Raw genomic sequence first — 26,120 nt, 5'->3', positions numbered from 1 at the left:
GGTCCGGCGGCCGGCGTGCCGCGTCTCAGGGTCAGCTCACTCGGGCACGGTGCAGTCGAACGCGTGCAGGTAGGGATTGACCGGGCGGATGTCGTCGATGACGAGGCCGGCGTCGGTCAGCCGGCCGGCCATGCTGTCGGTGGTGTGTTTGGCGCCGCCGACGTTGAGGAGCAACAGCAGGTCCATGGCGGTGCTGAACCGCATCGAGGGCGTGTCGTCGACGAGGTTCTCGATGACCACGACGCGGGCCCCGGGCCCGCCCGCCGCGATGACGCCCCGCAGCGCACGGGCGGTGCTGTCGTCGTCCCACTCCAGGATGTTCTTGATGACGTACACATCGGCCCGGACGGGGACTGACACCCGGCAGTCACCCGGCACGATTCGCACGCGGTCCGCGAGCGATCCGCCCTCGCGCAGCCGCGGGTCGGCGTTCTCCACCACGCGTGGCAGGTCGAGCAGGGTGCCGTGCATCGACGGGTACTTCTCCAGCAGGCTCGCCACCACGTGTCCCTGGCCGCCGCCGATGTCCGCGACCGACGTGCTCCCCGACAGGTCGAGGAGCGCCGCAACGTCCTGGGCGGACTGCCGGCTGGAGGTGGTCATGGCGCGGTTGAAGATTTCGGCCGACTCGGGGGCGTCCTCGTTGAGGTAGGGGAAGAACTCCTTGCCGTACAGGCCCTCGACGACGTTGCCGCCGGTGCGCACCGCCTCGTCAAGCCGGGGCCACGCGTCCCAGGTCCACGGCTCGGTGCACCACAGCGTGATGTAACGCAGGCTGTTCGGGTCGTCCTCGCGCAGCAGTCGGGACATGTCCGTGTGCGCGAAGGTCCCGTCCTTGTGCTCGGCGAAGACGCCGTAGCAGGTCAGGGCGCGCAGCAGCCGGCGCAGCGGCCCCGGCTCGGTCTTCACCGCGGCCGCGAGGTCCTCCACGGCCGTGGGGGTGTCGCCGAGCGCGTCGGCCACGCCGAGCCGGGCGGCCGCGCGGAGGGCGGCGGCACATGCCGCCCCGAACACGAGCTCCCTCAGCCGCATGGGCGGGGGCGGGGCAGTCTGTGCGGTCGTCATGTGCCGCTTCCTTCCCTACTTCGGCCTGCTTGGGTCCACCGGGGGCTACGGCCGGCCGGTCAGCACAGCCCCGCGGGCTTGGAGGCCCCGCAGGTGTTGCCCTCGAAGGTGTTGCTCTTGGCGGTCTCCCCGGTCCCGGCGTTGACCAGGTCGGCGGGGGAGTTGTCGCGCAGCCTGTTGCCGGTGATCTCGTTCTTCGAGTTGGGGGCGCCCACCATGCTCGCGGCCAGGACGATGCCACCCGACATCGAGGACTTGCCGGAGTTGCCCTCGACCGTGTTGTCGGCCACCAGGACCTTCTCGGTGCCGGTCAGGACGATGCCGGAGCCCTGGAGCGCCTCCAGCCGGTCGGTCTTCGGGCAGGACTTGTTGTTGCGCACGACGTGGTTGTCGCGCACGACCAGGTCGCCGGCCATGGGCTTGTTCTCGTCGCCGACGACGAACACGCCCGCGCAGTTGCCGCCGATGTAGTTGTCCGCGACGGCGAGGTTGCGCAGACGGCGGACGGTGATGCCGATCCGGTTGCCCTCGAGGCGGTTGTGCGCGACGACCGTGCCCTCGGTGTCCGCGGCGCCTTCCTCGGCCTTGATGGTGTTGGCGAGGAAGATGCCGGCGTCGCCGTTGTCGCGGGCGATGTTGTCCAGGAAGATGCCGTGGACCGACCGCTCCTGGGCGATGCCCCAGACGCCGTTCTTCACCGCCGTCACGTTCCGCACGGTGAGCCCGTCGGTGGCCATGGAGAACAGGCCGGTGCGCTTGAAGCCGGTCACCGTCAGGTTGGCGACGGTGATGCCCTTGACGTTCTTGTCCTTCGTCCCGATCACGCAGATGCCGTTGCCGCCCTCGGCACACGTGTTGTCGGTGGCCTTCTCCGTGCTCGGCCTGATGACCGTGCCGCGGCCCACGCCCCGCAGGGTGAGCCCGGGCGTGCTCACCTTGACGCTCTCGTGGTAGGTGCCGGAGGTGACGAGAACGGTGTCGCCCGACTCGGAGGCGTCCACCGCCTTCTGGATCGACTCGCCGGGGTGGACCACATGGGTCGTGTGGTCGGCGGATGCCGGGGCCGCGCCGAGCCCCGTTCCGATCATCGCTGCGGTGCACACCAGGTACACGACATGACTTTTCTTCATGTTCCGCACGCTATGCCCGAAAGATTCACGCACGGGACGGATAAGCCATCCGACGGCGTGTCATGAACGGACGGTGATCCGGTGGTTCCCGGGCAGACGGTGTAAGTGATCAACATGTCGGCCGCTGGGAGGAACGACCATCGTGACGGTGCCTGAACGCCGCACCCGCCCGAGACGCTACGGGCGCCGCTTCGACCTCCGCGCGACCGCCGTGTTCTTCGGCCTCGCCGCTGTCGGTCTGATCGTCGTGGGGTGGGTCGGCCGAATGGCCGTCGACGTCGCGCAGCGGCGTCCCCTGTGGGCCGTCGTCCTGGTCCTCGGGGGAGTGGTGGCAGGCGTCGCCTGCCGGCGCGGGCGCTTCGGGTTCTCCCCGTCCAGGCTGGCGCGCCGTACCACCGGCGCCCTGGAGGAGGCCACGGCGACAGCCCTGGACGCGCTGGAGGAGCAGCGGTCGGCGATGCCTGCGGACGAGGCGCCCGGTGTCGAGGACTCCACCGCGGTGGCGGACGTCGGCCACGAGGCGCTCAGCCCCGACGAGTTCGAGCAGGCGATAGCCGGTCTGTGCGTACGCGACGGCTGCGCCGAGGTGGAGGTGGTGGGCGGAGCGGGCGACCTCGGTGCGGACGTGGTGGCGGTGGCTCCCGACGGCCGGCGTGTCGTCATCCAGTGCAAGCGCTACGGCGACGACAACAAGGTCGGCTCCCAGGACCTGCAACGCTTCGGCGGTACCTGTTTCACCGTCCACGAGGCCGACGTCGCGGTCCTCGTCACCAGTAGCGACTTCACCGCACCGGCCGTCGAGTACGCCCAGCAGTGCGGAATAGTCTGCGTGAACGAGGCGCGACTGCGCGACTGGAGCGAGGGCCTGGGACCGGCGCCCTGGGTGCCGACTCCCCTCGTGGAGGACGGGACGGACTCCTCGGGCCAGGCCGTCCAATGATCTCCCGGGGTGCTCAGCGCCCCGCCGTCCGCCGGGGTGAAGCGATTCTGCAGCCGCCCAGTGGCAACCTGGGCGGTATGGGCAAGACCGCGCTGATCGTCATCGACATGATCAACACCTACGATCACGAGGACGCCGAGCTTCTGATTCCCGCCGTGGAATCCGTGTTGCCGGCGCTGACCGGCCTGCTGGAGCGGGCCCGGCGCCAGGACGTTCCCGTGATCTACGTCAACGACAACTTCGGCGAGTGGCGCTCGCACCACGGCGAGATCCTCGACAAGGCGCTCTCCGGTCCGCACGGCCGCCTCGTCGAGCCACTGCGGCCCGACGAGTCCTCCCTCTTCGTGGTCAAGGCACGCCACTCGATCTTCTTCGAGACCCCGTTGACGAACCTGCTCTTCGAGCAGGGGATCGACCGGCTCGTGCTGTGCGGGCAGGTGACCGAACAGTGCGTGCTCTACTCGGCGCTCGACGCACACATCCGCCACCTGCGGGTCGTCGTTCCGCGCGACGCGGTCGCCCACATCCACACCGACCTGGCGGATGCCGCGCTGCGCATGATGCAGCGGAACATGGGTGCCCGGGTGTGCGACAGCGGCGAGTTGTGGACGTGAGGCGATCCGTCCAGGGGCGGCACGCGGGCGTGAGCGCCAGCCTTGAGCCGGTCGCGTGGCCGCGCTCGCCGACCGCCCCCGTGGGGAGATGGTTCGGGTGCTCCGACTGGCGTACGGAGGGCGCGGCCTGCACGGCACACCGTCGTCACGTGGTGTAACAGTCTTCGTATGATCTGTAGACGAAATGCTCATCCGAGCGGCGCGCGCAGTTCGCAGGGCCGAAGGATCCGGACCGCTGTGGTGGTCCTGTTCGCCGCGACCGCACTGGGGGCGACCACTGAAGCAGCGGCCTCACCGTCGGCCCCCCTGCGCACCGACTGGGACGCCATCGCCGCGTGCGAATCCGGCGGCGACTGGGGTGCGAACACCGGCAACGGCTACTACGGGGGGCTGCAGTTCGCCCGGTCGAGCTGGATCGCGGCGGGCGGCCTCGCGTACGCCCCGCGCGCGGACCTCGCCTCCCGCGGGGAGCAGATCGCCGTGGCCAAGCGCCTGGCCCGTATCCAGGGGATGTCGGCCTGGGGGTGCGCCTGACGCTCCAGCGCGGCGCGGCCGGCGTAAGTAGTCATGTGAGCCTTTGCGCCGGACGGCTCCCGGCGCTCGGGGCGGCGCCCCGACCCGACCGCCGTGTTGACCGGGTAACCCGTGGGCGTGCATGTGTGCCGTCCACCGCCGGATCCCGTTTCCCGCGGCCGGCGGGTGGGCAGTCCCCCGGCGGGGGAGCCGAGGGGCGGTCCCGGACGTTCCGTACGCCGATACGTCCGGGGCCGCCCTCGCGGCCTCCCTCTGCGGGAGGAGCTAGGCGTCGGCCTGTCCCCTGTCCCGGCCGACGAGTTCGCGCAGCCGGTCCAGATCGGCGGCGTGCTCGCTCACCCGCACACCGACGAGTCCGTAGGTGAGGAGCACCGCGCCCGCCACGGACAGGGGTACGGAGAGGCCGAGCAGCGTCAGCGCCTCGGGCCAGTCCCGTTCGTCGCCGCAAGGATCCTTGGCCGGTCCCTCGTTCGCGGTTCCGTCGTCGGTGAAGAGGCGGGACTCGCACTCCAGCGGGGACGTCGAGTACTTGCGCTCGACCTCGTAGGGAGTGGCGAGCAGCACGCCGCACCACACCCACAGCACGCCCGCGACGGCCAGTAGAGCGAAACCGATGCTCCTTGTCCGGCGTCCGCGTTCACGGAACTGCATGTCGAATACTTGTGGATGCACGAGGGTCGAACCTAGCAGTCGTGCCGCGGAGGGGCGCACGGGATCCACACCGGCTCGAAACGGCCAACGAGGCAGGTGGTCAGGCCCGGTTGGGGGCGTGCTCCTTCAGGAAGGCTCCCGCGTGGGCCGCGGCCTCCTCCTTCGTCGCGTACCAGGAACCGGGATCGGCCGCCCCGTGCGTCCCGTCCGCGCCTTCCCCGGTCCACCGCCAGCCCCCTGAGGAAGGCTCCGGCGTCAGCTCGGCCGTTCCGCCGCACAGTTCGAGCGTGCCGCCGGCCGGTGCCGCCGTGGTCGCCCCGCGGTCGACGGCTCCGGGCCACTTCTTGCGGGCGCCCTGCCGGGTGATGCCCCAGACGGCACCCATCTGTTCGTAGCTCGCGCCGTAGGATCCGGCGGTGTCCGCCGCGATCGCCGTCAGCCGCTTGACCTCAGTGTCGACCACCTTCCAGGCGGCCAGAACGGACAGTGTCACCTCACGGGGGTCCGCCTCCCACATGCGGTCCTCCGGCAGTCCCGGCGTCCGGGAACGCACGGCGGACGCGAGGGGGGTGAGTGCGTCGTAGAGAGCCTTGTCGAGCTCCACCTGTTCTTCGGGAGTGATCTGGAACAGAGCCATGCGACAACGATAGTTAACGAATCGCGAGTTGTAAACTTTGGTTGTCGATGATGCCTGTGCAGGTCCGAACCTCAACTCCGAGTGCGCCGCCCCGAGTAGGCGGACCAGCGGCCGTCGCGCCGGGCCACCGTGATGTCGCGCCCGAAGCACGCGGTCAGGAGGGAGTCGGTCAGGACGTGGTCCACGGACCCCTGGGCCAGGGTCCGGCCCCGCGCAGCAGCAGGGCGTGACCGACGGCCGGGAACAGCTCCTCCAGGTGGTGGGTGACCGTCACGGTGGCCAGCCGCGGGCGCCCCTCGGCCAGTTGGTGCATGGCCTCGACGAGGTCCTCGCGGGACGGCAGGTCCAGGGCGTTGAACGGCTCGTCCAGGAGCAGCAGGGCCGGGTCGGCCATCAGTGCCCTGGCGATGAGGATCCGCGCCCGCTGCCCGCCCGAGCAGACGCCGTACGGCCGGTCGGCGAGGTCCTTGACGTCGAGTTCGGTCAGGAGGTCGTGGGCACGGAGCCGCACCTCGTCGTCGTACGTCCGCCACAGGGGCTGCACGGTGCCGCTGTGGCCGGTGAGGACGACCGCGTGGGCCGTGAGGTCCTGGGGCACCCGCTGGGCGGAGGTGACATGGCCGATGCGCGCGCGCAGCTCGCGGACGTCGACGCGGCCGAGCCGGCTGCCGAGGACGTCGACGGTGCCGACCGTGGGGTGCATGAGTGCGCCGATCAGCCGCAGCAGGGTGGTCTTCCCGGCGCCGTTGGCGCCCAGCAGGGCCCAGTGCTCTCCCGGCCGGACCGCCCAGTCGATCCCGTCGAGGATCAGCTGCTCCGTCGTGTGGCGGCGGACACCCACGTCCTGGAGCCGCAGTACGGCCGCCTCGTGCTCTTTCACCAGGGGAGTGGCTGACTGCCCGGCCATACCGGAGCTCCTTTGCGCGGGACGCCGATCGTTCACGCCGAACGCTAGATGTAATCGCCACGCGCTTGCCGGGCCGTCCGCTTCCTGGACGCCGGGCAGCGGGGCCCGCCGGCCCGCCGGCCTTCCGGCCGGCATCGGCGGGCCCCGCACGTCTGCCTCCGCCGTGACGGAGGCGGACGGGAGTTGGGCCGGAGCCCGGTTCGATCCCAGGGGCGGGACGGTCAGACGCCCGCGACGGACTGGATCCACGAGCGGTAGGCGGTCACGTTCGTGTACGCCGTGGTGGTCTGCCGGTCGCTGGTCGAGGCGACACCCACCTGGACGCCGCCGGCCATCATCGGCCCGCCGGAGTCACCACCCGCGGTGATGCCGTCACCGGGGCGGGCGCAGATCGCCGAACCGTAGTAGGCGTCGTAACACCCGCGCGTCACGCTGAGGTTCGCGACCTTCAGGCGCTGGGACTGGCAGTTGATCTCCGAGCCGCACCGGGAGGTGGCGCCCCAGCCGTAGACCTGCACCGTCTGCCCGACCCGCACCGTGCCCGGCTGCCCGAGCCGCGCGTAGGTGGCGGAGACGGAGCGGTCGAGCCGGACCAGCGCGAGGTCCGACGAGGCGTGCGTGACGGTCCGGACTCCGTTCGCCACGGTGCCGCCGGAGCTCTGGTCGAGGCTGCCGATGCGGAAGGAGAGGCCTCCGCCGCTCACGCAGTGCTTGGCGGTCAGGATCCAGGTGGGGGAGACGATGGTCGAGGAACAGGTCTGGGTTCCGTTGGAGAACAGCCGGGCCGCCCAGGGGGCGTTCTGTGCGTAGCCGCCTCCGATGATCGGCTGCGGGCCGCCGTCACCGGGCCGGGGCTCCGCCGCCCAGGCGTTCGGGGTGAGCGTGAGGGCGGACAGCAGCGCTGCCATGAGAGCGGCCATCAAGGTGGGGACGAGTCTGGATATGCGCAAGGCTCCTCGATTCCGACGACACGCGTGGGGGCGCGTGTGGCTGTGTGGGGGCACCGCTCAGCATGTCCGGCGCGGATCCGGGGCCACCAATCCCGACTTCTCATAACGCGCCGTTATGCAGACGGGCCCGGGCCGGCCGACGGAGCCTGCCGACCGGCCCGGTACGTCGGTTCAGCCGGCGGGCGGGGCCGGGGTGTTCGCTCTGTCGCGCACGGTCATCAGCAGGGTCCGGGGCCGTACGGTGGCGGCGGCGACGGGCCGCACCGTCTGGCCGGGGGCGAGCTCCAGTCGCACCCGCCGGGTGATCGTGGCGACGGCCGTGACGAGTTCGGTGAGGGCGAAACGGTCACCGATGCACTTGTGCTTGCCCGCGCCGAAGGGCAGGAACGCGTGCGTGGGGCGCGGCTGCTCACTGTCCAGCCAGCGGTCGGGGTCGAAGCTCAGCGGATCCGTGAACAGTTGCGGGTCACGATGGAGAGCGTGCTGGCAGTAGGCGAGTTCGGTCCCGGCGGGCACGGTCCAGGGACCGAGCCGGGTCTCGGTGACGGTGCGGCGGGTGACGAGCCACCCGGTGTGGTGCAGTCGCAGGGTCTCGTCGACGACCCGGCCGAGGTAGGGCAGCCGGCCCAGGTCGTCGAACGTGACCGGCCGGTCGCCGAGGACGTCGTCCAGTTCCCCCAGGACCCGCGCCTCGATGTCGGGATTCCGGGCGAGTTCGTACAGTACCCAGGACAGCACCGAGGCGGTGGTCTCGGTGCCGGCCACGGCCAGGGTGAGGATCTCGGAGGAGATCTGATGCCCGGTGAGCGGTCGGCCGGTCTCCTCGTCGGTGGTGCGCAGGAGAAGGGACAGCATGTCGCCGGTGTCGTGGCCACAGACCTGGAGGTCGGTGACCGCCCGGTCGATGGTGGCCCGCACCGCGTCTCGTGCCGCGGTGAAGCGGCGGTTGACGGGCAGCGGCAGCCGTTCGACCCAGTCGGGCAGCATGACGCGGGCGCCCACGCCGTTCATCACGACCGACAGGTCCGCGCGCAGCCGGCGGAAGGTGGCCTCGTCGAGGCTGCCGGAGAACACCGTCTTGGCGAGCATGTTCAGGCTGAGCCCGACCATGGCCTCGCGCACGTCGAGGCTCTGCCCGGGGGCCCAGCCGTCGAGGGCGGCCTCCGTCTCGTCGCGCATGGTGTCGACGTAGCGGGCGATCCGGTCGCGGGCGAAAGCCGGTTGGAGCTGGCGTCGTTTGCGGACGTGGACCTGGCCGGCGGCGGTGACGACGGAGTCGCCGAGGAGCTGGCCCATCTTCTCGAAGAACCGGCCCTTGTCGAGGCTCGGTCCGAGGTCGGTCAGCATGGTGCGGATGAGTTCGGGGTCCTGGACGACCAGGGTGCGGGTGCCGGGCTGGAGGGTGATCTCGACGAGCGGTCCGTAGGTGGTGCGCAGTGAGGCGATGAAGCCGAGGTTGTCGCGCAGGAGCTGTATCGCGTGACCCAGAAGCGGCAGCGAGCCCGCTGCCCGGGGTATGGGGGGAGGCGCTACGAGCGTCACGAGGGCGGTCCCTTCGAGTCGATCTTGGGCGCCTCCATGGCTTCCCCGATCACTCCCGTGCGCAATCCGCGCCACGGCGTGGTGTATGCCACGTGTCCCGCGGGCGCGGGCGAGGTTGGGAGGGAAGCGGCGGGGGCAGAGCCCAACCTCGGTCGCTCCTCAACCGACGGCGGCCGCCCTGCGGCCGAGGATCCGCGAGAGCCCCGGCCCGGCCACCGCGTCAGCGGAGCAGCAGCTGTACGAGGGCGACGGTGCCTACCGTCACGACCAGGATGCGCAGGACCAGAGGGCTGAAGCGGCGGCCCACCTTGGCCCCGGCGTAACCGCCGAGGCCCGAACCGGCGGCGATGAGCGCGACGGCCGTCCAGTCGAAGTCCGCGGCGAAGAGGAAGAAGAGCGCGGCGACGCTGTTGACAAGGGCGGAGAGCACGTTCTTTACGGCGTTGAGGCGTTGCAGGGACTCGTCGAGGAGCATGCCCATCAGGGACAGGTAGATGATCCCCTGCGCGGCCGCGAAGTAGCCGCCGTAGACGCTGGCGAGCGTCAGTCCGCCGAACAGCAGCGGGCCGCCGTCACGGCGGGGGGAGGCGCCGGTGCGTTCCCGGCGGCGCTGGACCAGCCTGCCGAGCTGGGGCTGGAGCGCCACCAGCACCAGGGCCAGACCCACCAGGGCCGGCACGATCGTCTCGAACGCGTCGGCCGGCAGGGCCAGCAGCAGCGTGGCGCCGACGAGACCGCCCGCCAGCGCGCCCACGCCCAGTTTCAGGACGCGGGAGCGCTGGCCGTTCAGTTCCTTCCGGTAGCCGATGGCCCCGCTGATGGAACCGGGGATGAGGCCGAGCGCGTTGGAGACCGTGGCGGTGACGGGCGACAGTCCCGTGGCCAGCAGGACCGGAAAGGTGATCAGCGTTCCGGAGCCGACGACGCTGTTGATCGCGCCGGCCCCGAAGCCCGCCGCGAACACCGCGGCCATCGCCTCCGGCGTCACGCGGTGCCGTCCCGCGCCGGCTCCGGGCCCGGGCGGAAGGTGTCCTGTGCATCTTTCACGGGGCCGACTGTACCCACCGTTCATGGGCCGCCGTGAGTCGGTCCCCAACCGGTCCCGGATGGCCACTTCTTGACGTAAATTCACCTGATCACGCGGTGATACGATCACCGCGTTTGCGGAGCGGGCGGATGGGTCAAAGGGCGTCATTCCCGACTTCAGGGACAGCCCCGGCGGTCAGACCGGTGTGGGCAGTCCACCGGACCGCCCGCGTAGACGGGAACTCAGCAAGCCGGCCTTCAGTCGCCTGAAGAGAGTCTTATGACGGAATACATGGGGAACCCATTGCTCTGGGTCGCCCTCGTCGCCCTCGTCGCCGCCGCCGCGCTCATCAGCCGCCAGCGCAGGGCGGCGCGAGCTTTGCGGCAAGAGGTCCGAGGGCTCAGGGATCACTACACAGAGCTGGAGAACGATTACGGCAAGTCCGTGCGGGCGGCTCAGGAGCGGGCCGAGGACGAGACGAAGACCGTCCTGAAATCGGCCATGCGGACCCTTCAGGGCCTCGCCGCCGAACAACAGCTGGTGCTCTCACGGCTGCAGACCAAGTACGGCGACTCGGCACTCCTCCAGGACCTGCTGGAGATCGACCACACCAACTCGCAGTTCGGCCGGCGTGCCCAGTCCATCGCGGTCCTGTGCGACGGCTGGCTCGGTGGCCGACGTGACACCGCCTCGGTGTACGACGTGGTGCGCAGCGCACAGGGGCGCATCCGGCACTTCCGCCGGGTGGAGATCCTCTCCCAGGTCGACTTCGGCATCACCAGCCGGGCGGTCGAACCCGTCGCCCTGGCCCTCGCCGAGCTGTTCGACAACGCCACCAGCTACTCCAGCCCGGACACGGTCGTCGAGATCAACATCCGGACCGTGCCCAAGGGCATCTGCGTCGTCGTCGACGACGCGGGTGTCGGCATGAGTGACGAGGAGCGCACCCGCGCGGACCGGCTGCTCGCCACCGAGCGTGCCTCGGGCGTGGCGGGACTCGGCAACCCGCCGCAGTTCGGCTTCGCCGTCATCGGCCTGCTGTGCGAGCGGTTCGGCTTCGAGGTGTCGGTGGACTCCTCTTCCCCCTACGGAGGTGTACGCGCGGTGGTCCTGTTGCCGCACGAACTGCTCACCGCCATGCCGGAGAAGAAGGCCCCCGCCCCCGCGGCCCGCGCCACGTCCCGGCCAGGCCAGGACGGCGGACCGGAAACCGCGCAAACCTCGTCGCAGACCGACGACGGCCTGCCCCGGCGGCGCCGCAAGCGCCCGATGGCCATCGTGCCCGGCAGCGCGTCCACCCCGCGCTCCGCCGGCCGCTCCGACTCCGAGCAGGCGCAGATCATGGCCGCCTTCCAACGGGGCACACAGACCGGCCGTGTCACCCGGCCACAGGAGACGGACCGGACGAGCAGAACACCCGGTGCAAGAAGCGAAGGACATGAGGACTCGTGAACGACGATCTGTCATGGATGCTGGACAGCGCCCTGGAGATTCCCGGGGCCCTGCACGCCGTCCTGATATCCGCCGACGGACTGCTGATGGCCCGGACGCAGGACTTCGACAAGGACGACGCCGACCGGGTCGCCGCCGCGATGAGCGGCGTGCAGTCACTCAGCCGCACCCTCGCCTTCTTCTGTGAGGACCCGAACCAGGCGTGGCGGCAGACCCTGGTCGAGTTCGACGGCGGATGGGTCTTCCTGATCTCCGCAGGCGAGGGCGCCTACCTCGGCGTCTCCGCCTCCCCCGAGGTCGACATGGCGGACATCACCTTCCGGATGCAGCAGCTCGTCGCCCAGCTCGGCAAGCGGCTGACGACACCGCCGCGCGAGAACCTCGGCAGCCACTCATGACCGGCCACGACGGCTGGGAGCCCGAGGCCGGCGAATTAGTCCGGCCGTACGTCATCACCAAGGGCCGGGGCCTGCCCGACGAGGAGCACCTCTCCCTCATCACCCTGGTCACCGCCTCGGCCGAGGACACGCGTCGGCCGACCCGGCTGTCCCCCGAGGAGCGGAGCCTGCTGGACCTCTGCTCCGCCGGCTACCTCTCGGTCGCCGAGATCGCCGGCCACACCCACTTCCCACTGGGCGTGGTGCGGATCCTGCTGGCCTCCCTCATGGAAGGCGGCCACCTCACGACCCGCCCACCGGTGGCCCGCGCACGCCTGGCCGACAAGGAAATCCTGGAGGAGGTGCTCAATGGCCTCCGCGCCAAGTTTGGATGAGCAGGACTACGTACGCGGTGGAGCGACCCAGACCGCGGTGAAGATCCTCGTCGTCGGCCACTTCGCGGTGGGCAAGACCACCCTCATCGGGTCCATCTCCGAGATCGAGCCGCTCTCCACCGAGGAGACGATGACACAGGCCGCGGAGGCGGTCGACGACCTCAAGGGGGTCCAGGGCAAGACCACCACCACGGTCGCCATGGACTTCGGCCGTCTGACCATCAGCGACCGTGTCGTGCTCTACCTGTTCGGCACGCCCGGCCAGCAGCGCTTCGTCCAGATGTGGGAGGACATGGCCCGCGGCGCGCTCGGCGCCCTGGTGCTGGTCGACCCCGAGCGGCTGGCCGACTCGTTCCCCGTGATCGACCTCATCGAGCACTACGGACTCGACTACGCCATCGCAGTCAACCACTTCGACGGCGTACCGCTGCGCGACGAACGCGCCCTGCGCGAGGCACTGGACCTGCTCGACGACACCCCCGTCGTCACCTGCGACGCCCGCGACGAGAAGTCCTCGGCCGCCGCACTGACCACCCTCGTCCGCTACTTGCTGGACCGCACCCGCTAGGAGCTGGGAGCAGACATGAACGCCCACGACACCGCCCCGGTGCCGCCGCCCGGGTGCCCGGCACACGGCTCCGGCGCCCGGGTACCGCTGCACGGGCCGGAGTTCGCCGCCCACCCGCAGGCGTACTACGAGTACCTGCGCCACTACGGCGCCGCAGCACCCGTCGAACTGGCCCCCGGGGTCGAGGCGACGCTGGTCACGGACTACGCCGCCGCGCTCCAGCTGCTGCAGGACTCCGGTTCCTTCCGCAAGGACGCCCGCCGCTGGCGGGCCTTCAACGAGGGCAAGGTGGGCCCGGACAGCCCCGTCGCGCCGCTGCTGGCCTACCGGCCCAACTGCATGTTCGCCGACGGCGCCGACCACCTGCGCCTGCGGCAGGCGGTCACCGACAGCATGGCGCGGGTGGACAGCCGCCGACTGAGCCGGAGCACCGAGCAGATCTCCGACTACCTCATCTCCCAGTTCGGCGGCCGCGGCTCGGCCGACCTGCTCGGCGACTACGCCAGGCAGCTGCCGCTGTTCGTGTTCAACGAGCTCTTCGGCTGCCCCGCCGACATCGGAGACCGGGTGCTGTTCGGCATCTCCGGCATGTTCGACGGAGTCAACGCCGACAAGGCCACCGCGGTGCTGTTCCAGGCAGTGGAGGAGCTGGTCGCACTCAAGCGGAGCAGGCCCGGTGACGACGTCACCTCCTGGCTGATGCAGCACGAGGCGCGGCTCAGCGACGAGGAGATGGTCCACCAGCTCGCCCTGCTGCTGGGCGCGGGCGCCGAACCACTGCGCAACCTCATCGGCAACACCCTGCATCGCCTGCTCACCCACGAGCGGTACGCCCGTGAGGGCGGCCTGATCGACGAGGCCCTCGACGACACGCTGTGGGAGAACCCTCCCATGTCGAACTATGCGCCGCACTACCCGGCCGCCGACACGGAGCTGGCCGGTCAGCACCTGCAGGCGGGCGATCTGGTGCTGGTCAGCTTCGCCGCGGCCAACACCGGCCCGGCCCTCAAGGCATCGCGCCAGGCGGGCAGCAACCGCGCGCACCTGGCCTGGAGCGCGGGTCCGCACGCCTGCCCGTCCAAGGAGCCGGCCCGGCACATCACGGTCACCGCCGTGGAGCACCTGTTCAATGAGCTGCCCGACGTCGAACTCGCCGTTCCCGAGGACAGTCTGACGTGGCGTCCGGGTCCTTTCAACCGGGCTCTGGCCACGCTTCCGGCCCGCTTCACCCCGGTGCGGTCCGGACGGCGCGGTGAGCCGGAGTCGGGCACCGGGGCAGCCGCGCGGGAGACGGCGGCGGGCCCGGCCCGTCCGGCCGAACGCGGCGGTATGTGGAGCCAGTTCCTCAACTGGCTCACCAGGTGACATGCGTAACACCCTTCACACCTGCCCCTCCCGCATGAAGATCCAACGGCACGGGTAGTGAGCAACGCGGCATTCAAGTTGCTCACGAGTAAAAGGAGGTGTCGTGGACCACATATCCACGAACGCCGCTTACCCGCCGCCGAACCCCCCGATACCCGCCTCCCCAGGCGGGTATCACTTTGTGCGGCTGCGACGGGGGCCGGGCCGGTGATCGCCAGAGCGACGGGCAACGGCCTGCGCGGCACACCGACGCTCGGAGCCTTCACGGGTGGTCAGTTGCGAAGACTCGGCGCGGTCGCCGGCCTGTCCGAGGCCGACGCCGAGACCTACGCCCAGGTCCTGACGGACACCCTGGGCCCGGTGGCCGAGCGACCGCTGGACCTGCCACCGCCCACCCGCACCTTTCTGTCCGACGACCACACCCCCGTGGAGTTCTCCCTCTCCTTCCAGCCGGACGCGGCTCCCGCCCTGCGGGTGCTCCTGGAACCGGGCTGCGGCGCAGACAGCCTGGCCCACAACGGCCGCGTCGGGCTCGAGGCGATCAGGGCGATGGCGCGGCGCTGGCACTTCTCCACCAGCCCGCTCGACGACCTGCGGGACCTCTTCCTGCCGCCCACACCGCACGGCCCCCTGGCCCTGTGGTGCGCCCTGGAACTGAGGCCCGGCGGTGTGCCCAAGGTCAAGGTCTACCTCAACCCGGCCGCGAACGGGGCGGAACGTTCCGCCGCGACGGTGCGCGAGGCGCTGCACCGACTGGGCCACCGGCGGGCCTTCGCCGGCCTGCCCCAGGGTGTCGGATACCCGTTCCTGGCCCTGGACCTGGGGGACTGGGCCGAACCTCGGGCGAAGGTCTACGTGCGCCACGACAACCTCACGGCCGGTCAGGCCGGGCGGCTGTCCCGCATGGAACCGGCTCCGGGCCCCGCGGGCATCGAGGGCTTCTACCGCACGGCCGCGGGCCTCGGGCCCGACATGACGGGGCTCAGCAGGCGGCCGGGCCTGTCCTGCCACTCCTTCACCGACACCACCACCGCCCGGCCGAGCGGCTTCACCCTCCACATCCCGGTCAGGGACTACGCCCGGCACGACGGAGAGGCCCTGGCACGGGGTGAGCGGGTGATGCGCCACCACGGCATGGACGCCTCGGTGCTCGGCCGCGCCCTGGCCGCCGTCACCGCGCGGCGGCCCGAGGACGGCGTGGGGCTGATCGCCTACCTGGCGCTGGCCCATCAGCAGGACCGCCCGCCACGAGTGACGGCCTACCTCTCCTCGGAGGCGTACGCGGTCAGGCCGCCGGCCGTGGAGGCCGTGGAGGCCGTCCGGCAGCCGGTAGCGGTGCGCTGAGCGGACCGTCCGGACACCACAGGGCTCCCGGTGGAACGCACCGGGAGCCCTGGTCACGAACGCGGTGCCCGGGCGCCGGCGAGGGCGCCCGGCGGGGCGGTCACACGGGCAGCGACTCCCGGAACTCCGCCAGATACGGGCCCACGTCGACCTGGATCGAGGCTCCCTGCGTCCGGCCGTAGCGCTGGACGATGCCGTCCAAATACGTACTGATCTCCTCGCGCATCCCGTCCGCCGCGGGCAGTTCGGCCTCCCCGCCGATGATCCGCGCCACCCACTGTGCCTGGGCCTCCACCAGCCGGGTGATGGCGCCCACGGGCCGGACCAGTCCGACGAAGTACAGGCCCGGTCGGTCGGCCGGGACGACCCGTCTGTACAGCTCGACCGAGCCGTCCGCCGCCACCGGGCAGCCTGCGGGCAGGAAGGGGAAGGTCATGTGGAAGCCGGTGCAGTACACGACGGCGTCCGCCGCCACCCGGGTGCCGTCGGTGAACACGACGCGGTCGCCGTCGAAGGAGGCGATCGCGGGCTTCGGGGTCACCGCGCCGTGCCGGATCCGGCTGAGGATCTCGTCCGAGAGAGTCGTGGCGGAGGAGAAGAGCGGATGGTCGGGCTCGGGCAGGCCGTAGTCCGCCAGCCTTCCGCGTGCGACGAGCAGGGCCTCTTCGGCCCACTTGCGCCGCTCGGCGAAGGACATCTCGTTCCACCACGGCGCTTCGGCGATCTCGTCGAGCGACTTCCCGTACAGCTGCTTGGGCACGATGTGCAGTCCCCGGCGCACCGAGAGCACGGTCTCGGCGGCATGCCGGGACAGGTCCGCGGCGATGTCCACCGCCGAGGCGCCGAGGCCCACCACGACGACGCGCTGTCCGGCGAAGTCGCCGCCGTCGCGGTAGTCGAGGGAGTGCAGGATCCTTCCGGTGAAGGAGTCGGAACCCGCCGGAAGAGTGTCGGGCAGCGCGGGATCGGTGTGGTGGCCCGACGCGACGATCACCCGCTCGAACCGCCGCGACGTCGTCGCGCCGTCCGCGTCCCGGCTGACGACGGTCCACATGCCGTCCGCGTCCTGCCCCACGGACACCACCTCGGTCCGCAGCTCGACGTGCTCGCGTATGCCCGCCCACTCGGCGAAGGACCGCAGATAGGCGGCGACCTGGCTGTGCCGGGGATAGAGCGGGTACGAGTCCGGCATCGGGAAGCCGGCGTAACCGGTCAGCTGCTTGGCGGTGTTGAGGTGCAGCGACAGGTACCCGGGGCCCCGCTCGCCGGCCTCCGGCTGACGCCAGATCCCGCCCACGTCGGGAGCCCTCTCCAGGCAGACGAACCCGATGCCCCGCTCCTTGAGGGCATGGGCCACAGCCAGCCCCGACAGACCTGCACCGATCACACACACACGCACGGGATTTACCCCCAGGACGTACTCAATCTCCCCCGATCATGCATTCACTGCCCATCCGTATCTCTATGCACACCAGTACGAGGGGTGAACAGACGTGTCGGTGCTCACGTTTCGCCGCTCCGCGGGTCGCAGGTCACGTCCGGCGCAGGTCCCTGACCCTGCGGAGCTTGCCGAGCGAGCGCTCCAGGGTCTCCGGGTCGACGATCTCCACCTCCACGGTGACGCCCACGCCGTCCTTGACGCCCTGGCCGATCGCTCTGGCGGCGGCCTCGCGCTGCTCGGGACCGGCTCCCGGACGGGCCTCGACGTGCACGGTCATGTGGTCCGTCCGGCCGCGCTCGGTGAGCCGGATCTGGAAGTGCGGGGCGACGCCGGGCGTGCGCAGCACGATCTCCTCGATCTGGGTGGGAAAGACGTTCACCCCGCGCAGGATGATCATGTCGTCGCAGCGACCGGTGACCTTCCGCATCCGGCGGAAGGCGGGCCGGGCGGTGCCCGGCAGCAGTCGCGACAGGTCGCGCGTGCGGTACCGGATCACCGGGAGCGCCTCCTTGGTGAGTGAGGTGAAGACCACCTCACCCTCCTCGCCCTCGGCCAGCACGGCGTCCGTGAGCGGGTCGACCACCTCCGGGTAGAAGTGGTCCTCCCACACGTGCAGCCCGTCCTTGGTCTCGGCGCACTCCTGCGCCACGCCGGGACCGATCACCTCGGACAGTCCGTATATGTCGACGGCGTGGATGTCCGTGCGCTCCTCGATCTCGCGGCGCATCTCCTCCGTCCACGGCTCGGCGCCGAAGATGCCGACCTCGAGTGACGTGGTGCGCGGATCGACCCCCTGCCGCTCGAACTCGTCGAGCAGGGTGAGCATGTAGGACGGGGTGACCATGATGATCTCGGGCCGGAAGTCCTGGATGATCCGGACCTGCCGCGCCGTCATGCCGCCGGAGGCCGGGATCACCGTGCACCCGGCGCGTTCGGCGCCGTAGTGCGCGCCGAGGCCTCCGGTGAACAGGCCGTAGCCGTAGGAGATGTGCACCTTGTGGCCCGGCCGGCCGCCCGCGGCCCGGATGGAACGGGCGATGACGTCCGCCCACATCGAAAGGTCGTTGTCCGTGTAACCGACGACCGTGGCACGGCCGGTGGTGCCGCTGGAGGCGTGCACGCGCCGCACGTCGGCCATCGGGACGGCGAACATGCCGAAGGGGTAGGTGTCCCGCAGGTCGGCCTTGGTGGTGAAGGGGAACCGGGCCAGGTCCGCCAGGCTGCGGCAGTCCTCGGGCGTCACCCCGGCGGCGTCGAACTTCTTCCGGTACAGCCCCACGTTCTCGTAGGCGTGCCGCAGCGTCGCGCGCAACCGGTCGAGCTGCAGCTCCCGCAGCTGCCCCCGGGACAGCCGCTCGGCGTCGTCGAGCAGGTCGTGGGGGAGGGGCTCTCCCCGGCGGGGTGCCGGGGCCGCCCCGGCGCTCGGCTCGCTGTTCATCGCGACTCCTTCGTCGTCGTGCCCGGCGTCTCGCGCGCCGAAGTGTCCCGCACACTGCGGCTGCGTCCGCGGAACTCCGCGATCACCTCTCCGGCGCGCCGCACCGTCACGTCGTAGACACCGCTGCGGCCGAACCGGGCGCGCTCCTCGGCGCGCGCCACCAGGACGTCGCCCTCACGGGCCGGCGCGACGAACACGATGTCGGCGCCCGCCGCCACGGTCACGGGTCCGTGGCTGTTGCACGCGCAGGCGAAGGCGGTGTCGGCGAGCAGGAACAGGTAGCCGCCGTGGGCGATCCGGTGTCCGTTCACCATCGCCGGGGTCACGGTCATACGGAGCAGGGCGGTCCCCTCGCCGTGCTCGACCAGCTCGATGCCCAGTCGCCGGGACGCCTCGTCCGCGGCGAACATCACCTCCGTGGGCGTCGGCTCAGCGGCCTGCGACACCTTTCCCACCACGTGGTCCCACCACCCTGTCTTCCCGACCGATCATTCGGTCAGCGTGCGGCGAGCCCCAGTAATCCAGTCGCACGGTCGCCGTGTCAAGAGTGCGCGGTTCGGTGTGCGTGCGGGTCTTGCCCGGCACCGGGAAACGCGTCACACTGATACCGAACGAATGGTCGGTTGGGAAGCTGGTGATGATGACCACGACACACGCCGCCGAGGCGCCGCCCCCGGACGGGCTGCAGAAGCACTTCGACACGACGATCGCGCGCGACCAGCGCGTCGAACCGCGCGACTGGATGCCGGACGGCTACCGGAAGACGCTGGTCCGGCAGATCGCCCAGCACGCCCACTCGGAGATCATCGGCATGCAGCCGGAGGGCGAGTGGATCACCCGGGCGCCGTCGCTGCGCCGCAAGGCGATCCTGTTCGCCAAGGTCCAGGACGAGGCCGGTCACGGGCTGTACCTGTACTCGGCGGCCGAGACGCTCGGCGCGGACCGCGACGACCTCACCGAGCGGCTGATCGAGGGGCGTCAGAAGTACTCCTCGATCTTCAACTACCCGACCCCGAGCTTCGCCGACGTCGGCGTGATCGGCTGGTTCGTGGACGGCGCGGCGATCTGCAACCAGGTGCCGCTGTGCCGCAGCTCCTACGGCCCGTACGCACGCGCGATGGTGCGCATCTGCAAGGAGGAGTCCTTCCACCAGCGACAGGGCTACGAACTCCTGATGACGATGATGCGCGGCACCGACGCCCAGCGCGAGATGGTCCAGGACGCGGTGAACCGCTGGTGGTGGCCGTCCCTGATGATGTTCGGCCCACCCGACGACGCCTCGCCCAACTCCGCGCGGTCGATGGCCTGGAAGATCAAGCGGCACAGCAACGACGAACTGCGCCGCCGCTTCGTCGACATGACCGTCCCGCAGGCCGAGAAGCTCGGCGTCACCCTCCCCGACCCCCGGCTGCGCTGGAACGAGGAGACGGGGCACCACGACTTCGGCACCCCCGACTGGGACGAGCTGACGCGCGTCATCAAGGGCGACGGCCCGTGCAACGAACAGCGGATCCGGCGGCGGCGGACCGCCCACGAGGAGGGCGCCTGGGTGCGCGAGGCGGCCACCGCACACGCGGCCAAGCAGGGGGCCCGGACGAAGAAGGGAGCGGCGGCATGAGCGCCGAGAAGCAGGGCTGGCCGCTGTACGAGGTGTTCGTGCGCGGCAAGCGCGGCCTCAACCACGTCCACGTCGGCTCGCTGCACGCCGCCGACGACGCGATGGCCCTCACCCACGCCCGCGACCTCTACACCCGGCGCAACGAGGGCGTGAGCATCTGGGTCGTGCGCTCCGAGCACATCGCCGCCTCCACCCGCGACGAGAAGGACCCCTTCTTCGCACCCAGCGCCGACAAGGTCTACCGCCACCCGACCTTCTACGACATCCCCGACGACGTCCCCCACATCTAGGAGCAGGGCATGAGTGACGACCACGTCTACCTGACCCTGGCCGAGGGACACGAGGACGACACCCGCTGGGCCTATGGCACCGGCTTCGAGGACCCGCTGCACGGCGTCGACACCACCGTGCCCGAGGGCGTCGACGCCGGCGAACTGGCCGCGGCCTGCGTGGCGCTCGCCGACGACGCCCTGGTCTCGGCGCAGCGGCTCGCCGAGTGGGTCACGCGTGCGCCGGAGCTGGAGGAGGAGGTGGCGCTGGCCAATATCGGCCTCGACCTCCTCGGCCAGGCCCGCCTGCTCTACGCGCGCGCCGGCCAGGTCGACGGCACCGGCCGTGACGAGGACGCCTACGCCTATTTCCGGGACGCCGGCGACTTCCGCAACGTGACCCTGGCCGAACTGCCCGGCGGCGACTTCGCGTTCGCCATCGTGCGGCTGCTGGTGCTCTCCAGCTGGCGCCTTGCCCACTTCCGGCGCCTGGAGACCCACCCCGACCCTGTCCTCGCGGCGGTCGCGGCCAAGGGTGTCAAGGAGCTGACGTACCACCGGCAGTACGCCGCCGAGTGGGCCGTGCGTCTCGGTGACGGCACGGACGAGTCACACCGCAGGACGCGCACGGCTCTGGAACAGGTCGCCCCCTACCTCGGCGAACTGCACACGGCGTACGACGTACGGGACGAGGTCGCCGACGTCCTGCGCCAGGTCACCGAGGCGGCCGGACTGCCCCTCCCGGTGTACCGCCCGCTGCCCGGCTGTGGCCGCGCCGGCGAGCACACCGAGCATCTGGCGCCGCTCCTGGCCGAGTTGCAGAGCGTCGCCCGCGCCCATCCGGAGGCGACATGGTGACCGGTAACCCGGCGCTCGTGGACATCCGCCGCGCCCGGCACGTCGCCGAGCAGGTGCCCGACCCCGAGCTGCCCATGCTGACCCTCGCCGACCTCGGCGTGCTGCGCGGCGTCGAGGCGACCGGGGACGGCACCGTGGTCGCGAGCCTCACCCCCACCTACTCGGGGTGCCCGGCCATGGCCGAGATGCGGGCGGGCGTCGCCGCGCGCCTGCGGGACGCGGGATACGCCCGCGTGGAGATCCGCACGGTCCTCGACCCGCCCTGGACCAGCGACTGGATCACCGAGTCCGGCCGCCGCAAGCTCGCCGAGCACGGCATCGCCCCGCCCGGCGCCGCGCCCCGCGGCCCGGTCTCCCTCGTCCTGTCGCCCGTTCGGCCCGCGGTGCCCTGTCCCCGGTGCGGCTCGGTGGACACCGAGGAGACCTCCCGCTTCGCCGCCACGTCCTGCAAGGCGCTGTGGCGCTGTGGGGCCTGCCGCGAGCCGTTCGAGTACGTCAAGGAGATCTGATGGCCCCGACCGCCCCCGCCTCGGCGACCTCCCCGGCCCCGGCACCGGCGGGTACCCGCCGCCGTGCCGCCTTCCACCGACTGCGCGTCGCCGACGTCCAGCGGCTGTGCGCGGACGCGGCCGCCGTGAGCTTCGAAGTCCCGGACGAGCTGGCCGAGGAGTTCGCCTTCGCACCGGGGCAGTCGCTCACCCTGCGGCGCGAGATCGACGGCCGCGACGAGCGCCGCTCCTACTCGATCTGCGCACCGGCCGGCACGGTGCCGCGCGTCGGTGTCCGGGTGGTGCCGGGCGGTCTCTTCTCGTCATGGCTGGTGAGCGAGGTGCGTCCGGGTGACACCGTCGAGGTGATGGCACCCACCGGCCTCTTCACGCCCGACCTGACCACCCCCGGCCACCACGTGCTGATCGCCGCCGGCTCGGGCATCACCCCCATGGTGTCCATCGCCGAATCGGTGCTGGCCGCCGACGAGCGCTCGACCGTCACCCTGTTCTACGGCAACCGCCGCACCGACACAGTCATGTTCGCCGACGAACTGGCCGACCTGAAGGACCTCCACCCCACCCGCTTCCACCTGGCCCATGTGCTCTCCCGCGAACCCCGCGAGGCGGAGGTGCTCTCCGGCCGCCTGGACGCCGGACGGCTCTCCAGGCTCGTCGGCTCCCTGGTGGACGTGGAGAGCGCGGACCACTGGTGGCTGTGCGGCCCGCAGGGCATGGTCGCCGACGCCCAGCAGGTCCTGACCGGCCTCGGCGTCCCGGCGGAACGCGTCCACCGGGAGCTGTTCTACGCCGATGACGAGCCCGGGCGCGAGGTCCACCACGAGGACGCCGGCCCCGAGGGGCCCGTCAGCGAGGTCGTCATCACCCTGGACGGCCGCTCCACGACCTCCGCCCTCTCCCGGGAGCGGTCCGTCCTCGACGGAGCCCAGCAGACCCGGCCCGACCTGCCCTTCGCCTGCAAGGGCGGCGTCTGCGGCACCTGCCGCGCCCTGGTGACCGACGGCAGGGTCGACATGCGCCGCAACTACGCCCTCGAAGCGGCGGAGGTCGATGCGGGCTACGTCCTGACCTGCCAGTCGTACCCGGTCTCGGAGAAGCTGACCGTGGACTACGACAGCTGAGCGAACGGCACCCGCCTCCGGTCGGCGCACCGGGGCGGGACTGTCGCCGCCGTCGAGGGCACGAGCCAGGCTCCGTCCCCCGCCGCACACCTGACGGGGTGCCGCGCCACCCGGACGGGGGCGACGCTCAGTCGTCCTCCGCCAGCACCTCCCGGATGACATGACGGGCGTTGCCGGCCATCGCGGGATTGGTCTCCCGGGGTAGTACGGCAGCGCGATCAGCGCCTGGGAGAACGTCAGTCCCCGGCCCAGCCGCCAGGCCGCGTCGTCCACGCCGAGCGCCTCGCGAAGACCTCCCGCGCACCGGCCGGCAGCAGGTTCCACGCCGGGAGTAGATCGCAGGCCGGGTCGCCCCTCCTCATGCATCCGAAGTTGATCACTTAGGCAGCCACCGGTACACCGATCACGGCCACGGGTACCGTTCCTGTGGACTGAGCCGGAACCCCGTTCAGTCGCGCGCCCCGAACGGTCTTGGGCGCACTGGCCCCCGGCGTACTCAACCCCGAGGCAGCGACACAGATCCTGTCCGTGGTCCGGTCTCGGGAGGCCAGTTCCCTCACGACCTGGCCAGTCGGATACGGCCAGCGGCGGCGGGGGGCCCCGAACCATCACTCCGGTGGAGCGGGGGCCCCACACACTGGTCGCCGTAACCAGCGGCCCAGATCGCACGATCACCGTAGCCCGAACGGCCCAGGCCACCGCAAGCCCAGAAGTCGACGATCACACGATCGAGCTAAACCACCCTCACGCACACTCCCCGGCCAACAGCCGTGGCCCCCAGCGGGCACCGGCCCCGAGCACCTCGGGGACGGCGGTGGGCAGCAGGGGCGACAGGCGGGGCAGCCACTCCCGCTCCGTCGGCACGTCCCCGGCCCCCGCCCTTGTCCAGCGGCAGCCGTACGACCATGTCGTCACCCAGCCGGTACATCGCGTTGACCGTGCCCCCGGACGGGAAGCGCTTGACGGGCAGTCCCGCCCACTGCGGGAACTGCCCGGCGACCAGGCGCCGTACGAGACGGTCGTCGAGGGGATGGAGGCCCGGATGCATCGGCTGCCCTGAACTCATGGGCCCCATCCGATCCGTCGGCGCCGACGGCCGTCAAGCGCGTTTCCGTCCGAAGAACGGGCCAGGGTCAGACGCCGAACTCCGAGGGGGACACCCCGAGGGCGGTGCACGCCTCGCGGATCGCGTACTGCTCGGACGGCTCGAAGACGCCGTCGGCCCCGGCGATGACCATGCCGGTCTGGATGACCGCCCGGGCCTCCGCGGGCTTCTTGGCGGCCTTGGCGATCACCTGCAGGGCCTCGCTCTTGCCCAGCTCGAAGTTGCCGACGAGCCGGTCCACATGCTGGTTGAACCGCTGACGGAGCTGGTCCGCCGGGAAGTTCTGCAGGACCTCGTTGGAAACGATCAGCTCCTCCACGCGCTGCCGCTCGGCCGGCTCCACCTGACCGTCGGCCGCGGCGACCAGCGCGCACATGGCCATGCTGGCGTCCCGGTAGGAGCCGCTCTTGAGTTCGGTCTTGACCGATGCGAGCTGGGTCTTGAACATCCCGATCAGCTGGGCCTTGGACCCGCCGGAGGAAGAGCCCGGCCGGCCGGCCCCCTGGTGCGCCTGCTGTCCCTGCGCTCCGTGCTGTCCCTGCGGTCCCTGCCCGGGACCGCTCGCTCCCCGAGTGCCCTGGGACTGCTGGAAGGTCTTGGCCTGGTCCTTGATCTTGTCCCACATCGCCACTCGTGCCACCTCGGCTTCTGTTGCTGCTGCGTATCCGTCTTGATCCGTCTTGGTCCTCGGTCGCGATCACTCGCGGCTATCAGGATGAACGCACCCGACGTCCGCGCGGTTCCCGCAAGGCAAAGGCCAGGCAAAGTGTCTCACGGTGGCGTAGTAGGCTGCGCGGAATTCCAGCAGTTGACGGTCGGTCGGCCGGGTGGGAGCGTGGCGTGTGGCTCGACTGAAGGCGTCGTCCGCCGCTGCCGATCCCTGCGAGCCGCTCCGTGCTTCCGCCACACGGCGCACGGTCACACGGCGCACGGTATGGTCGCGGGAGGTCGGCTGGTTCGTCTCGATCGGCATCGTGTCGACCGTCGGGCAGGCACTGCTGTACTGGGTGCTGCGCCTGTGGTGGTCTCCGGCCGCCGCCAACCTGGTCTCCCTGCTGGTGCTGACGGTGCTGAACACCGAAGCGAACCGGCGGCTGACGTTCCGACACGCTGCTGCGGGGCCGGCCCGCGCCCACCTCGGAGCCGGTGGCCTCTTCGTGCTGGGGTACCTGGTCACGTCCGGTGCGGTGTTGTGGTTCAAGCACGCGGAGCCCGGCGCATCGCCCGCCGCCGAGACCGGAGTCCTCGCCGCCACGTCGGTCGCCGTCACCGTCGTACGCTTCGCCGTCCTGCGGCTGGCGGTCTTTGGCAGCCCCGCTCGCCGGCGACGCTGAACCGTGCGTCGCCCGTCAGTCGCCGAAGCTGCGCCTGGAGGCCTCGATGTGGCCCAGGTACTGGTGGGTCCAGTCGCACATGTAGTGCGTCGTCTTCAGCAGACCCCGGCCCGGTTCCGTGAGGGTGTACTCGACCCGCGGCGGCACGGTGGGGTGCACGCACCGCTCCACCAGCCCGTTGCGCTCCAGCATGCGCAGGTTCTGCGTGAGCATCTTGTGACTGACGCCCTCGATCTCGTTGCGCAACTCGCTGAAGCGCAGGGTGCGGTCGCCCAGCGCCTCGATGATCAGCAGCGCCCACTTGTTGGCGATGTCCGAGAATATCTCCCGCGCCAGGGAGTCCGCGCGGGTCAGGTCCGCGTCGTCGAGAGAGCCGGTGTACTGCTTGGTCACCATCAGGTTCCCCAGTCACTGAAAAGTGCGTTCTTCCATGTCAGCGACCACTCTCTTACGGTTCCCGAGTAACCACAAGAGAGCGAACGGGCAAGGAGACAGAGAGCATGGCCATCACTCTGATGAACCCCGCAGGACTGCCGGAGGTCGACGTCTACCGACAGGTGTCGATCGCCTCCGGGTCGAAGCTGGTCTTCATCGCAGGACAGGTCGCCTGGGACGCCGACGGGACCACGGTCGGCGAAGGCGATCTGGGGGCGCAGGCCGAGCGGTGCTACCTCAACATCGGAACCGCCCTGACCGAGGCCGGTGCCTCCTTCGACGACGTGGCGAAGGTGACCGTCCACGTCGTCGACTGGACCCCCGACAAGATGCCCCTGCTGTTGGAGGGCATCGCCCGGGCGATGACGAAACTGGGGGTCACCGCCGCCCCGCCGGCCACCCTGATCGGCGTCGCCGCGCTGGACGTGCCCGAACACCTGATCGAGGTCGAGGCCACCGCGGTCGTCGACTGAACAGCCGTTCCGTGGCCCGAC

General features: G+C 70.9%; 28 protein-coding genes and 2 pseudogenes. 16 read left to right on the top strand and 14 right to left on the bottom strand.

All coding sequences use genetic code 11. The features are described 5' to 3' along the window. Nucleotides 1-36: 36 nt before the first annotated feature. A complete protein-coding gene (locus ABEA26_RS00560) occupies nt 37-1,065 on the bottom strand; it encodes a methyltransferase (RefSeq protein ID WP_345588074.1) in 1,029 nt (342 codons plus the stop codon). A 59-nt stretch (nt 1,066-1,124) separates the two neighbouring features. After that, nucleotides 1,125-2,195, bottom strand: coding sequence for a right-handed parallel beta-helix repeat-containing protein (locus tag ABEA26_RS00555; RefSeq protein WP_345588072.1), 1,071 nt, complete (start codon nt 2,193-2,195; stop codon nt 1,125-1,127). 142 nt (nt 2,196-2,337) lie between these two features. Between ABEA26_RS00555 and ABEA26_RS00550 the strand changes: the two genes are divergently transcribed. The 3 genes from ABEA26_RS00550 to ABEA26_RS00540 all read left to right on the top strand — a co-directional run bounded on the left by ABEA26_RS00550 (nt 2,338) and on the right by ABEA26_RS00540 (nt 4,283). Beyond that, nucleotides 2,338-3,135 carry a restriction endonuclease gene (locus tag ABEA26_RS00550; protein WP_345588070.1) on the top strand — a complete coding sequence of 266 codons (798 nt, stop codon included), beginning with the start codon at nt 2,338-2,340 and terminating at the stop codon, nt 3,133-3,135. Nucleotides 3,136-3,212: 77 nt separating this feature from the next. Beyond that, entirely contained in the window at nt 3,213-3,749 is a 537-nt protein-coding gene (locus ABEA26_RS00545; RefSeq protein ID WP_345588068.1) for a cysteine hydrolase family protein, read from the top strand. Nucleotides 3,750-3,917: 168 nt separating this feature from the next. Beyond that, nucleotides 3,918-4,283, top strand: coding sequence for a transglycosylase family protein (locus ABEA26_RS00540; protein WP_345588066.1), 366 nt, complete (start codon nt 3,918-3,920; stop codon nt 4,281-4,283). A gap of 264 nt (nt 4,284-4,547) precedes the next feature. Here ABEA26_RS00540 and ABEA26_RS00535 read toward each other — a convergent pair whose 3' ends face one another. From ABEA26_RS00535 to ABEA26_RS00510, 6 genes and pseudogenes are all read right to left on the bottom strand, one after another. Next, on the bottom strand, nt 4,548-4,955 hold the full coding sequence (locus tag ABEA26_RS00535) for a hypothetical protein (protein WP_345588065.1): 408 nt from the start codon (nt 4,953-4,955) through the stop codon (nt 4,548-4,550). A gap of 79 nt (nt 4,956-5,034) precedes the next feature. Continuing rightward, the gene (locus tag ABEA26_RS00530; protein ID WP_345588064.1) at nt 5,035-5,571 is read right to left on the bottom strand and encodes a hypothetical protein; all 537 of its coding nucleotides are present in this window, start codon (nt 5,569-5,571) and stop codon (nt 5,035-5,037) included. Nucleotides 5,572-5,642: 71 nt separating this feature from the next. Next, nucleotides 5,643-6,478: pseudogene (locus tag ABEA26_RS00525) on the bottom strand (ABC transporter ATP-binding protein). Between the two features lie 221 nt (nt 6,479-6,699). Then, complete coding sequence (locus ABEA26_RS00520; RefSeq protein ID WP_345588062.1) at nt 6,700-7,428, bottom strand: S1 family peptidase; 729 nt, start codon at nt 7,426-7,428, stop codon at nt 6,700-6,702. A 171-nt stretch (nt 7,429-7,599) separates the two neighbouring features. Continuing rightward, nucleotides 7,600-8,970, bottom strand: a complete 1,371-nt coding sequence (locus ABEA26_RS00515) for a cytochrome P450 (RefSeq protein ID WP_345588061.1) — start codon at nt 8,968-8,970, stop codon at nt 7,600-7,602. A gap of 220 nt (nt 8,971-9,190) precedes the next feature. Beyond that, complete coding sequence (locus tag ABEA26_RS00510; RefSeq protein ID WP_345588161.1) at nt 9,191-9,943, bottom strand: sulfite exporter TauE/SafE family protein; 753 nt, start codon at nt 9,941-9,943, stop codon at nt 9,191-9,193. Between the two features lie 333 nt (nt 9,944-10,276). On the opposite strand from ABEA26_RS00510, the gene ABEA26_RS00505 reads away from it, so the two are divergent. The 6 genes from ABEA26_RS00505 (at nt 10,277) to ABEA26_RS00480 (ending at nt 15,498) form a co-directional block, all read left to right on the top strand. Further along, the gene (locus ABEA26_RS00505) at nt 10,277-11,449 is read left to right on the top strand and encodes an ATP-binding protein (protein ID WP_345588059.1); all 1,173 of its coding nucleotides are present in this window, start codon (nt 10,277-10,279) and stop codon (nt 11,447-11,449) included. Continuing rightward, the gene (locus ABEA26_RS00500; RefSeq protein WP_345588057.1) at nt 11,446-11,847 is read left to right on the top strand and encodes a roadblock/LC7 domain-containing protein; all 402 of its coding nucleotides are present in this window, start codon (nt 11,446-11,448) and stop codon (nt 11,845-11,847) included. Before ABEA26_RS00505 ends, ABEA26_RS00500 begins: the two co-directional genes overlap by 4 nt. Then, nucleotides 11,844-12,221 (top strand): DUF742 domain-containing protein, encoded by a 378-nt coding sequence (locus tag ABEA26_RS00495; RefSeq protein WP_345588055.1) that lies wholly within the window; start codon nt 11,844-11,846, stop codon nt 12,219-12,221. The genes ABEA26_RS00500 and ABEA26_RS00495 overlap by 4 nt, the downstream gene beginning before the upstream one ends. Beyond that, nucleotides 12,196-12,789, top strand: coding sequence for a GTP-binding protein (locus ABEA26_RS00490; protein WP_345588053.1), 594 nt, complete (start codon nt 12,196-12,198; stop codon nt 12,787-12,789). The genes ABEA26_RS00495 and ABEA26_RS00490 overlap by 26 nt, the downstream gene beginning before the upstream one ends. A gap of 15 nt (nt 12,790-12,804) precedes the next feature. Continuing rightward, a complete protein-coding gene (locus ABEA26_RS00485; RefSeq protein ID WP_345588051.1) occupies nt 12,805-14,154 on the top strand; it encodes a cytochrome P450 in 1,350 nt (449 codons plus the stop codon). A gap of 207 nt (nt 14,155-14,361) precedes the next feature. Beyond that, nucleotides 14,362-15,498: a tryptophan dimethylallyltransferase family protein gene (locus ABEA26_RS00480; protein ID WP_345588050.1), complete on the top strand. Its 1,137-nt coding sequence runs from the start codon at nt 14,362-14,364 to the stop codon at nt 15,496-15,498. Nucleotides 15,499-15,598: 100 nt separating this feature from the next. Here the strand turns inward: ABEA26_RS00480 and ABEA26_RS00475 are convergent, their stop codons facing one another. From ABEA26_RS00475 to paaI, 3 genes are all read right to left on the bottom strand, one after another. Next, on the bottom strand, nt 15,599-16,897 hold the full coding sequence (locus tag ABEA26_RS00475) for a flavin-containing monooxygenase (protein WP_345588049.1): 1,299 nt from the start codon (nt 16,895-16,897) through the stop codon (nt 15,599-15,601). Between the two features lie 133 nt (nt 16,898-17,030). Then, on the bottom strand, nt 17,031-18,377 hold the full coding sequence (paaK, locus tag ABEA26_RS00470; RefSeq protein WP_345588047.1) for a phenylacetate--CoA ligase PaaK: 1,347 nt from the start codon (nt 18,375-18,377) through the stop codon (nt 17,031-17,033). Next, nucleotides 18,374-18,787 (bottom strand): hydroxyphenylacetyl-CoA thioesterase PaaI, encoded by a 414-nt coding sequence (gene paaI, locus ABEA26_RS00465; protein WP_425587772.1) that lies wholly within the window; start codon nt 18,785-18,787, stop codon nt 18,374-18,376. The genes paaK and paaI overlap by 4 nt, the downstream gene beginning before the upstream one ends. A 230-nt stretch (nt 18,788-19,017) precedes the next feature. Between paaI and paaA the strand changes: the two genes are divergently transcribed. From paaA to paaE, 5 genes are read left to right on the top strand one after another with little or no spacing between them, the layout of a single operon-like run. Then, complete coding sequence (paaA, locus tag ABEA26_RS00460; protein ID WP_345588044.1) at nt 19,018-19,995, top strand: 1,2-phenylacetyl-CoA epoxidase subunit PaaA; 978 nt, start codon at nt 19,018-19,020, stop codon at nt 19,993-19,995. Beyond that, complete coding sequence (gene paaB, locus ABEA26_RS00455) at nt 19,992-20,285, top strand: 1,2-phenylacetyl-CoA epoxidase subunit PaaB (RefSeq protein WP_279562929.1); 294 nt, start codon at nt 19,992-19,994, stop codon at nt 20,283-20,285. Before paaA ends, paaB begins: the two co-directional genes overlap by 4 nt. 9 nt (nt 20,286-20,294) lie before the next feature. After that, nucleotides 20,295-21,122, top strand: a complete 828-nt coding sequence (gene paaC, locus ABEA26_RS00450) for a 1,2-phenylacetyl-CoA epoxidase subunit PaaC (protein ID WP_345588041.1) — start codon at nt 20,295-20,297, stop codon at nt 21,120-21,122. Continuing rightward, nucleotides 21,116-21,631, top strand: a complete 516-nt coding sequence (gene paaD, locus ABEA26_RS00445; protein ID WP_345588039.1) for a 1,2-phenylacetyl-CoA epoxidase subunit PaaD — start codon at nt 21,116-21,118, stop codon at nt 21,629-21,631. The genes paaC and paaD overlap by 7 nt, the downstream gene beginning before the upstream one ends. Further along, complete coding sequence (gene paaE / locus ABEA26_RS00440) at nt 21,631-22,752, top strand: 1,2-phenylacetyl-CoA epoxidase subunit PaaE (RefSeq protein ID WP_345588038.1); 1,122 nt, start codon at nt 21,631-21,633, stop codon at nt 22,750-22,752. The genes paaD and paaE overlap by 1 nt, the downstream gene beginning before the upstream one ends. Nucleotides 22,753-22,879: 127 nt before the next feature. Here the strand turns inward: paaE and ABEA26_RS00435 are convergent. Together ABEA26_RS00435 and ABEA26_RS00430 are read right to left on the bottom strand one after the other, a co-directional pair. Further along, nucleotides 22,880-23,818: pseudogene (locus tag ABEA26_RS00435) on the bottom strand (phosphotransferase). A 67-nt stretch (nt 23,819-23,885) separates the two neighbouring features. Continuing rightward, nucleotides 23,886-24,488, bottom strand: a complete 603-nt coding sequence (locus tag ABEA26_RS00430; protein ID WP_345588037.1) for a tellurite resistance TerB family protein — start codon at nt 24,486-24,488, stop codon at nt 23,886-23,888. A gap of 211 nt (nt 24,489-24,699) precedes the next feature. Between ABEA26_RS00430 and ABEA26_RS00425 the strand changes: the two genes are divergently transcribed. Then, entirely contained in the window at nt 24,700-25,191 is a 492-nt protein-coding gene (locus ABEA26_RS00425) for a GtrA family protein (RefSeq protein WP_345588036.1), read from the top strand. Nucleotides 25,192-25,206: 15 nt separating this feature from the next. Here the strand turns inward: ABEA26_RS00425 and ABEA26_RS00420 are convergent, their stop codons facing one another. Beyond that, nucleotides 25,207-25,587 carry a winged helix-turn-helix transcriptional regulator gene (locus ABEA26_RS00420; RefSeq protein WP_345588035.1) on the bottom strand — a complete coding sequence of 127 codons (381 nt, stop codon included), beginning with the start codon at nt 25,585-25,587 and terminating at the stop codon, nt 25,207-25,209. Between the two features lie 104 nt (nt 25,588-25,691). On the opposite strand from ABEA26_RS00420, the gene ABEA26_RS00415 reads away from it, so the two are divergent. Beyond that, entirely contained in the window at nt 25,692-26,099 is a 408-nt protein-coding gene (locus tag ABEA26_RS00415; RefSeq protein WP_345588034.1) for a RidA family protein, read from the top strand. Nucleotides 26,100-26,120: the final 21 nt, after the last annotated feature.

The organism is Streptomyces marokkonensis (assembly GCF_039539045.1).
In the GTDB taxonomy this organism is placed as follows: Bacteria; Actinomycetota; Actinomycetes; order Streptomycetales; family Streptomycetaceae; genus Streptomyces; species Streptomyces marokkonensis.
This window is presented reverse-complemented; position numbering and strand designations above follow the sequence as displayed.

Bases quoted from the DNA above. Each gene is read 5' to 3' on its own strand.
- ABEA26_RS00560 (WP_345588074.1), bottom strand. From the start codon at position 1,065: ATGACGACCGCACAGACTGCCCCGCCCCCGCCCATGCGGCTGAGGGAG.
- ABEA26_RS00555 (WP_345588072.1), bottom strand. From the start codon at position 2,195: ATGAAGAAAAGTCATGTCGTGTACCTGGTGTGCACCGCAGCGATGATC.
- ABEA26_RS00545 (WP_345588068.1), top strand. From the start codon at position 3,213: ATGGGCAAGACCGCGCTGATCGTCATCGACATGATCAACACCTACGAT.
- ABEA26_RS00540 (WP_345588066.1), top strand. From the start codon at position 3,918: ATGATCTGTAGACGAAATGCTCATCCGAGCGGCGCGCGCAGTTCGCAG.
- ABEA26_RS00530 (WP_345588064.1), bottom strand. From the start codon at position 5,571: ATGGCTCTGTTCCAGATCACTCCCGAAGAACAGGTGGAGCTCGACAAG.
- ABEA26_RS00510 (WP_345588161.1), bottom strand. From the start codon at position 9,943: ATGGCCGCGGTGTTCGCGGCGGGCTTCGGGGCCGGCGCGATCAACAGC.
- ABEA26_RS00505 (WP_345588059.1), top strand. From the start codon at position 10,277: ATGACGGAATACATGGGGAACCCATTGCTCTGGGTCGCCCTCGTCGCC.
- ABEA26_RS00495 (WP_345588055.1), top strand. From the start codon at position 11,844: ATGACCGGCCACGACGGCTGGGAGCCCGAGGCCGGCGAATTAGTCCGG.
- ABEA26_RS00490 (WP_345588053.1), top strand. From the start codon at position 12,196: ATGGCCTCCGCGCCAAGTTTGGATGAGCAGGACTACGTACGCGGTGGA.
- ABEA26_RS00485 (WP_345588051.1), top strand. From the start codon at position 12,805: ATGAACGCCCACGACACCGCCCCGGTGCCGCCGCCCGGGTGCCCGGCA.
- paaK (WP_345588047.1), bottom strand. From the start codon at position 18,377: ATGAACAGCGAGCCGAGCGCCGGGGCGGCCCCGGCACCCCGCCGGGGA.
- paaI (WP_425587772.1), bottom strand. From the start codon at position 18,787: ATGTTCGCCGCGGACGAGGCGTCCCGGCGACTGGGCATCGAGCTGGTC.
- paaA (WP_345588044.1), top strand. From the start codon at position 19,018: ATGACCACGACACACGCCGCCGAGGCGCCGCCCCCGGACGGGCTGCAG.
- paaB (WP_279562929.1), top strand. From the start codon at position 19,992: ATGAGCGCCGAGAAGCAGGGCTGGCCGCTGTACGAGGTGTTCGTGCGC.
- paaC (WP_345588041.1), top strand. From the start codon at position 20,295: ATGAGTGACGACCACGTCTACCTGACCCTGGCCGAGGGACACGAGGAC.
- paaD (WP_345588039.1), top strand. From the start codon at position 21,116: ATGGTGACCGGTAACCCGGCGCTCGTGGACATCCGCCGCGCCCGGCAC.
- paaE (WP_345588038.1), top strand. From the start codon at position 21,631: ATGGCCCCGACCGCCCCCGCCTCGGCGACCTCCCCGGCCCCGGCACCG.
- ABEA26_RS00420 (WP_345588035.1), bottom strand. From the start codon at position 25,587: ATGGTGACCAAGCAGTACACCGGCTCTCTCGACGACGCGGACCTGACC.
- ABEA26_RS00415 (WP_345588034.1), top strand. From the start codon at position 25,692: ATGGCCATCACTCTGATGAACCCCGCAGGACTGCCGGAGGTCGACGTC.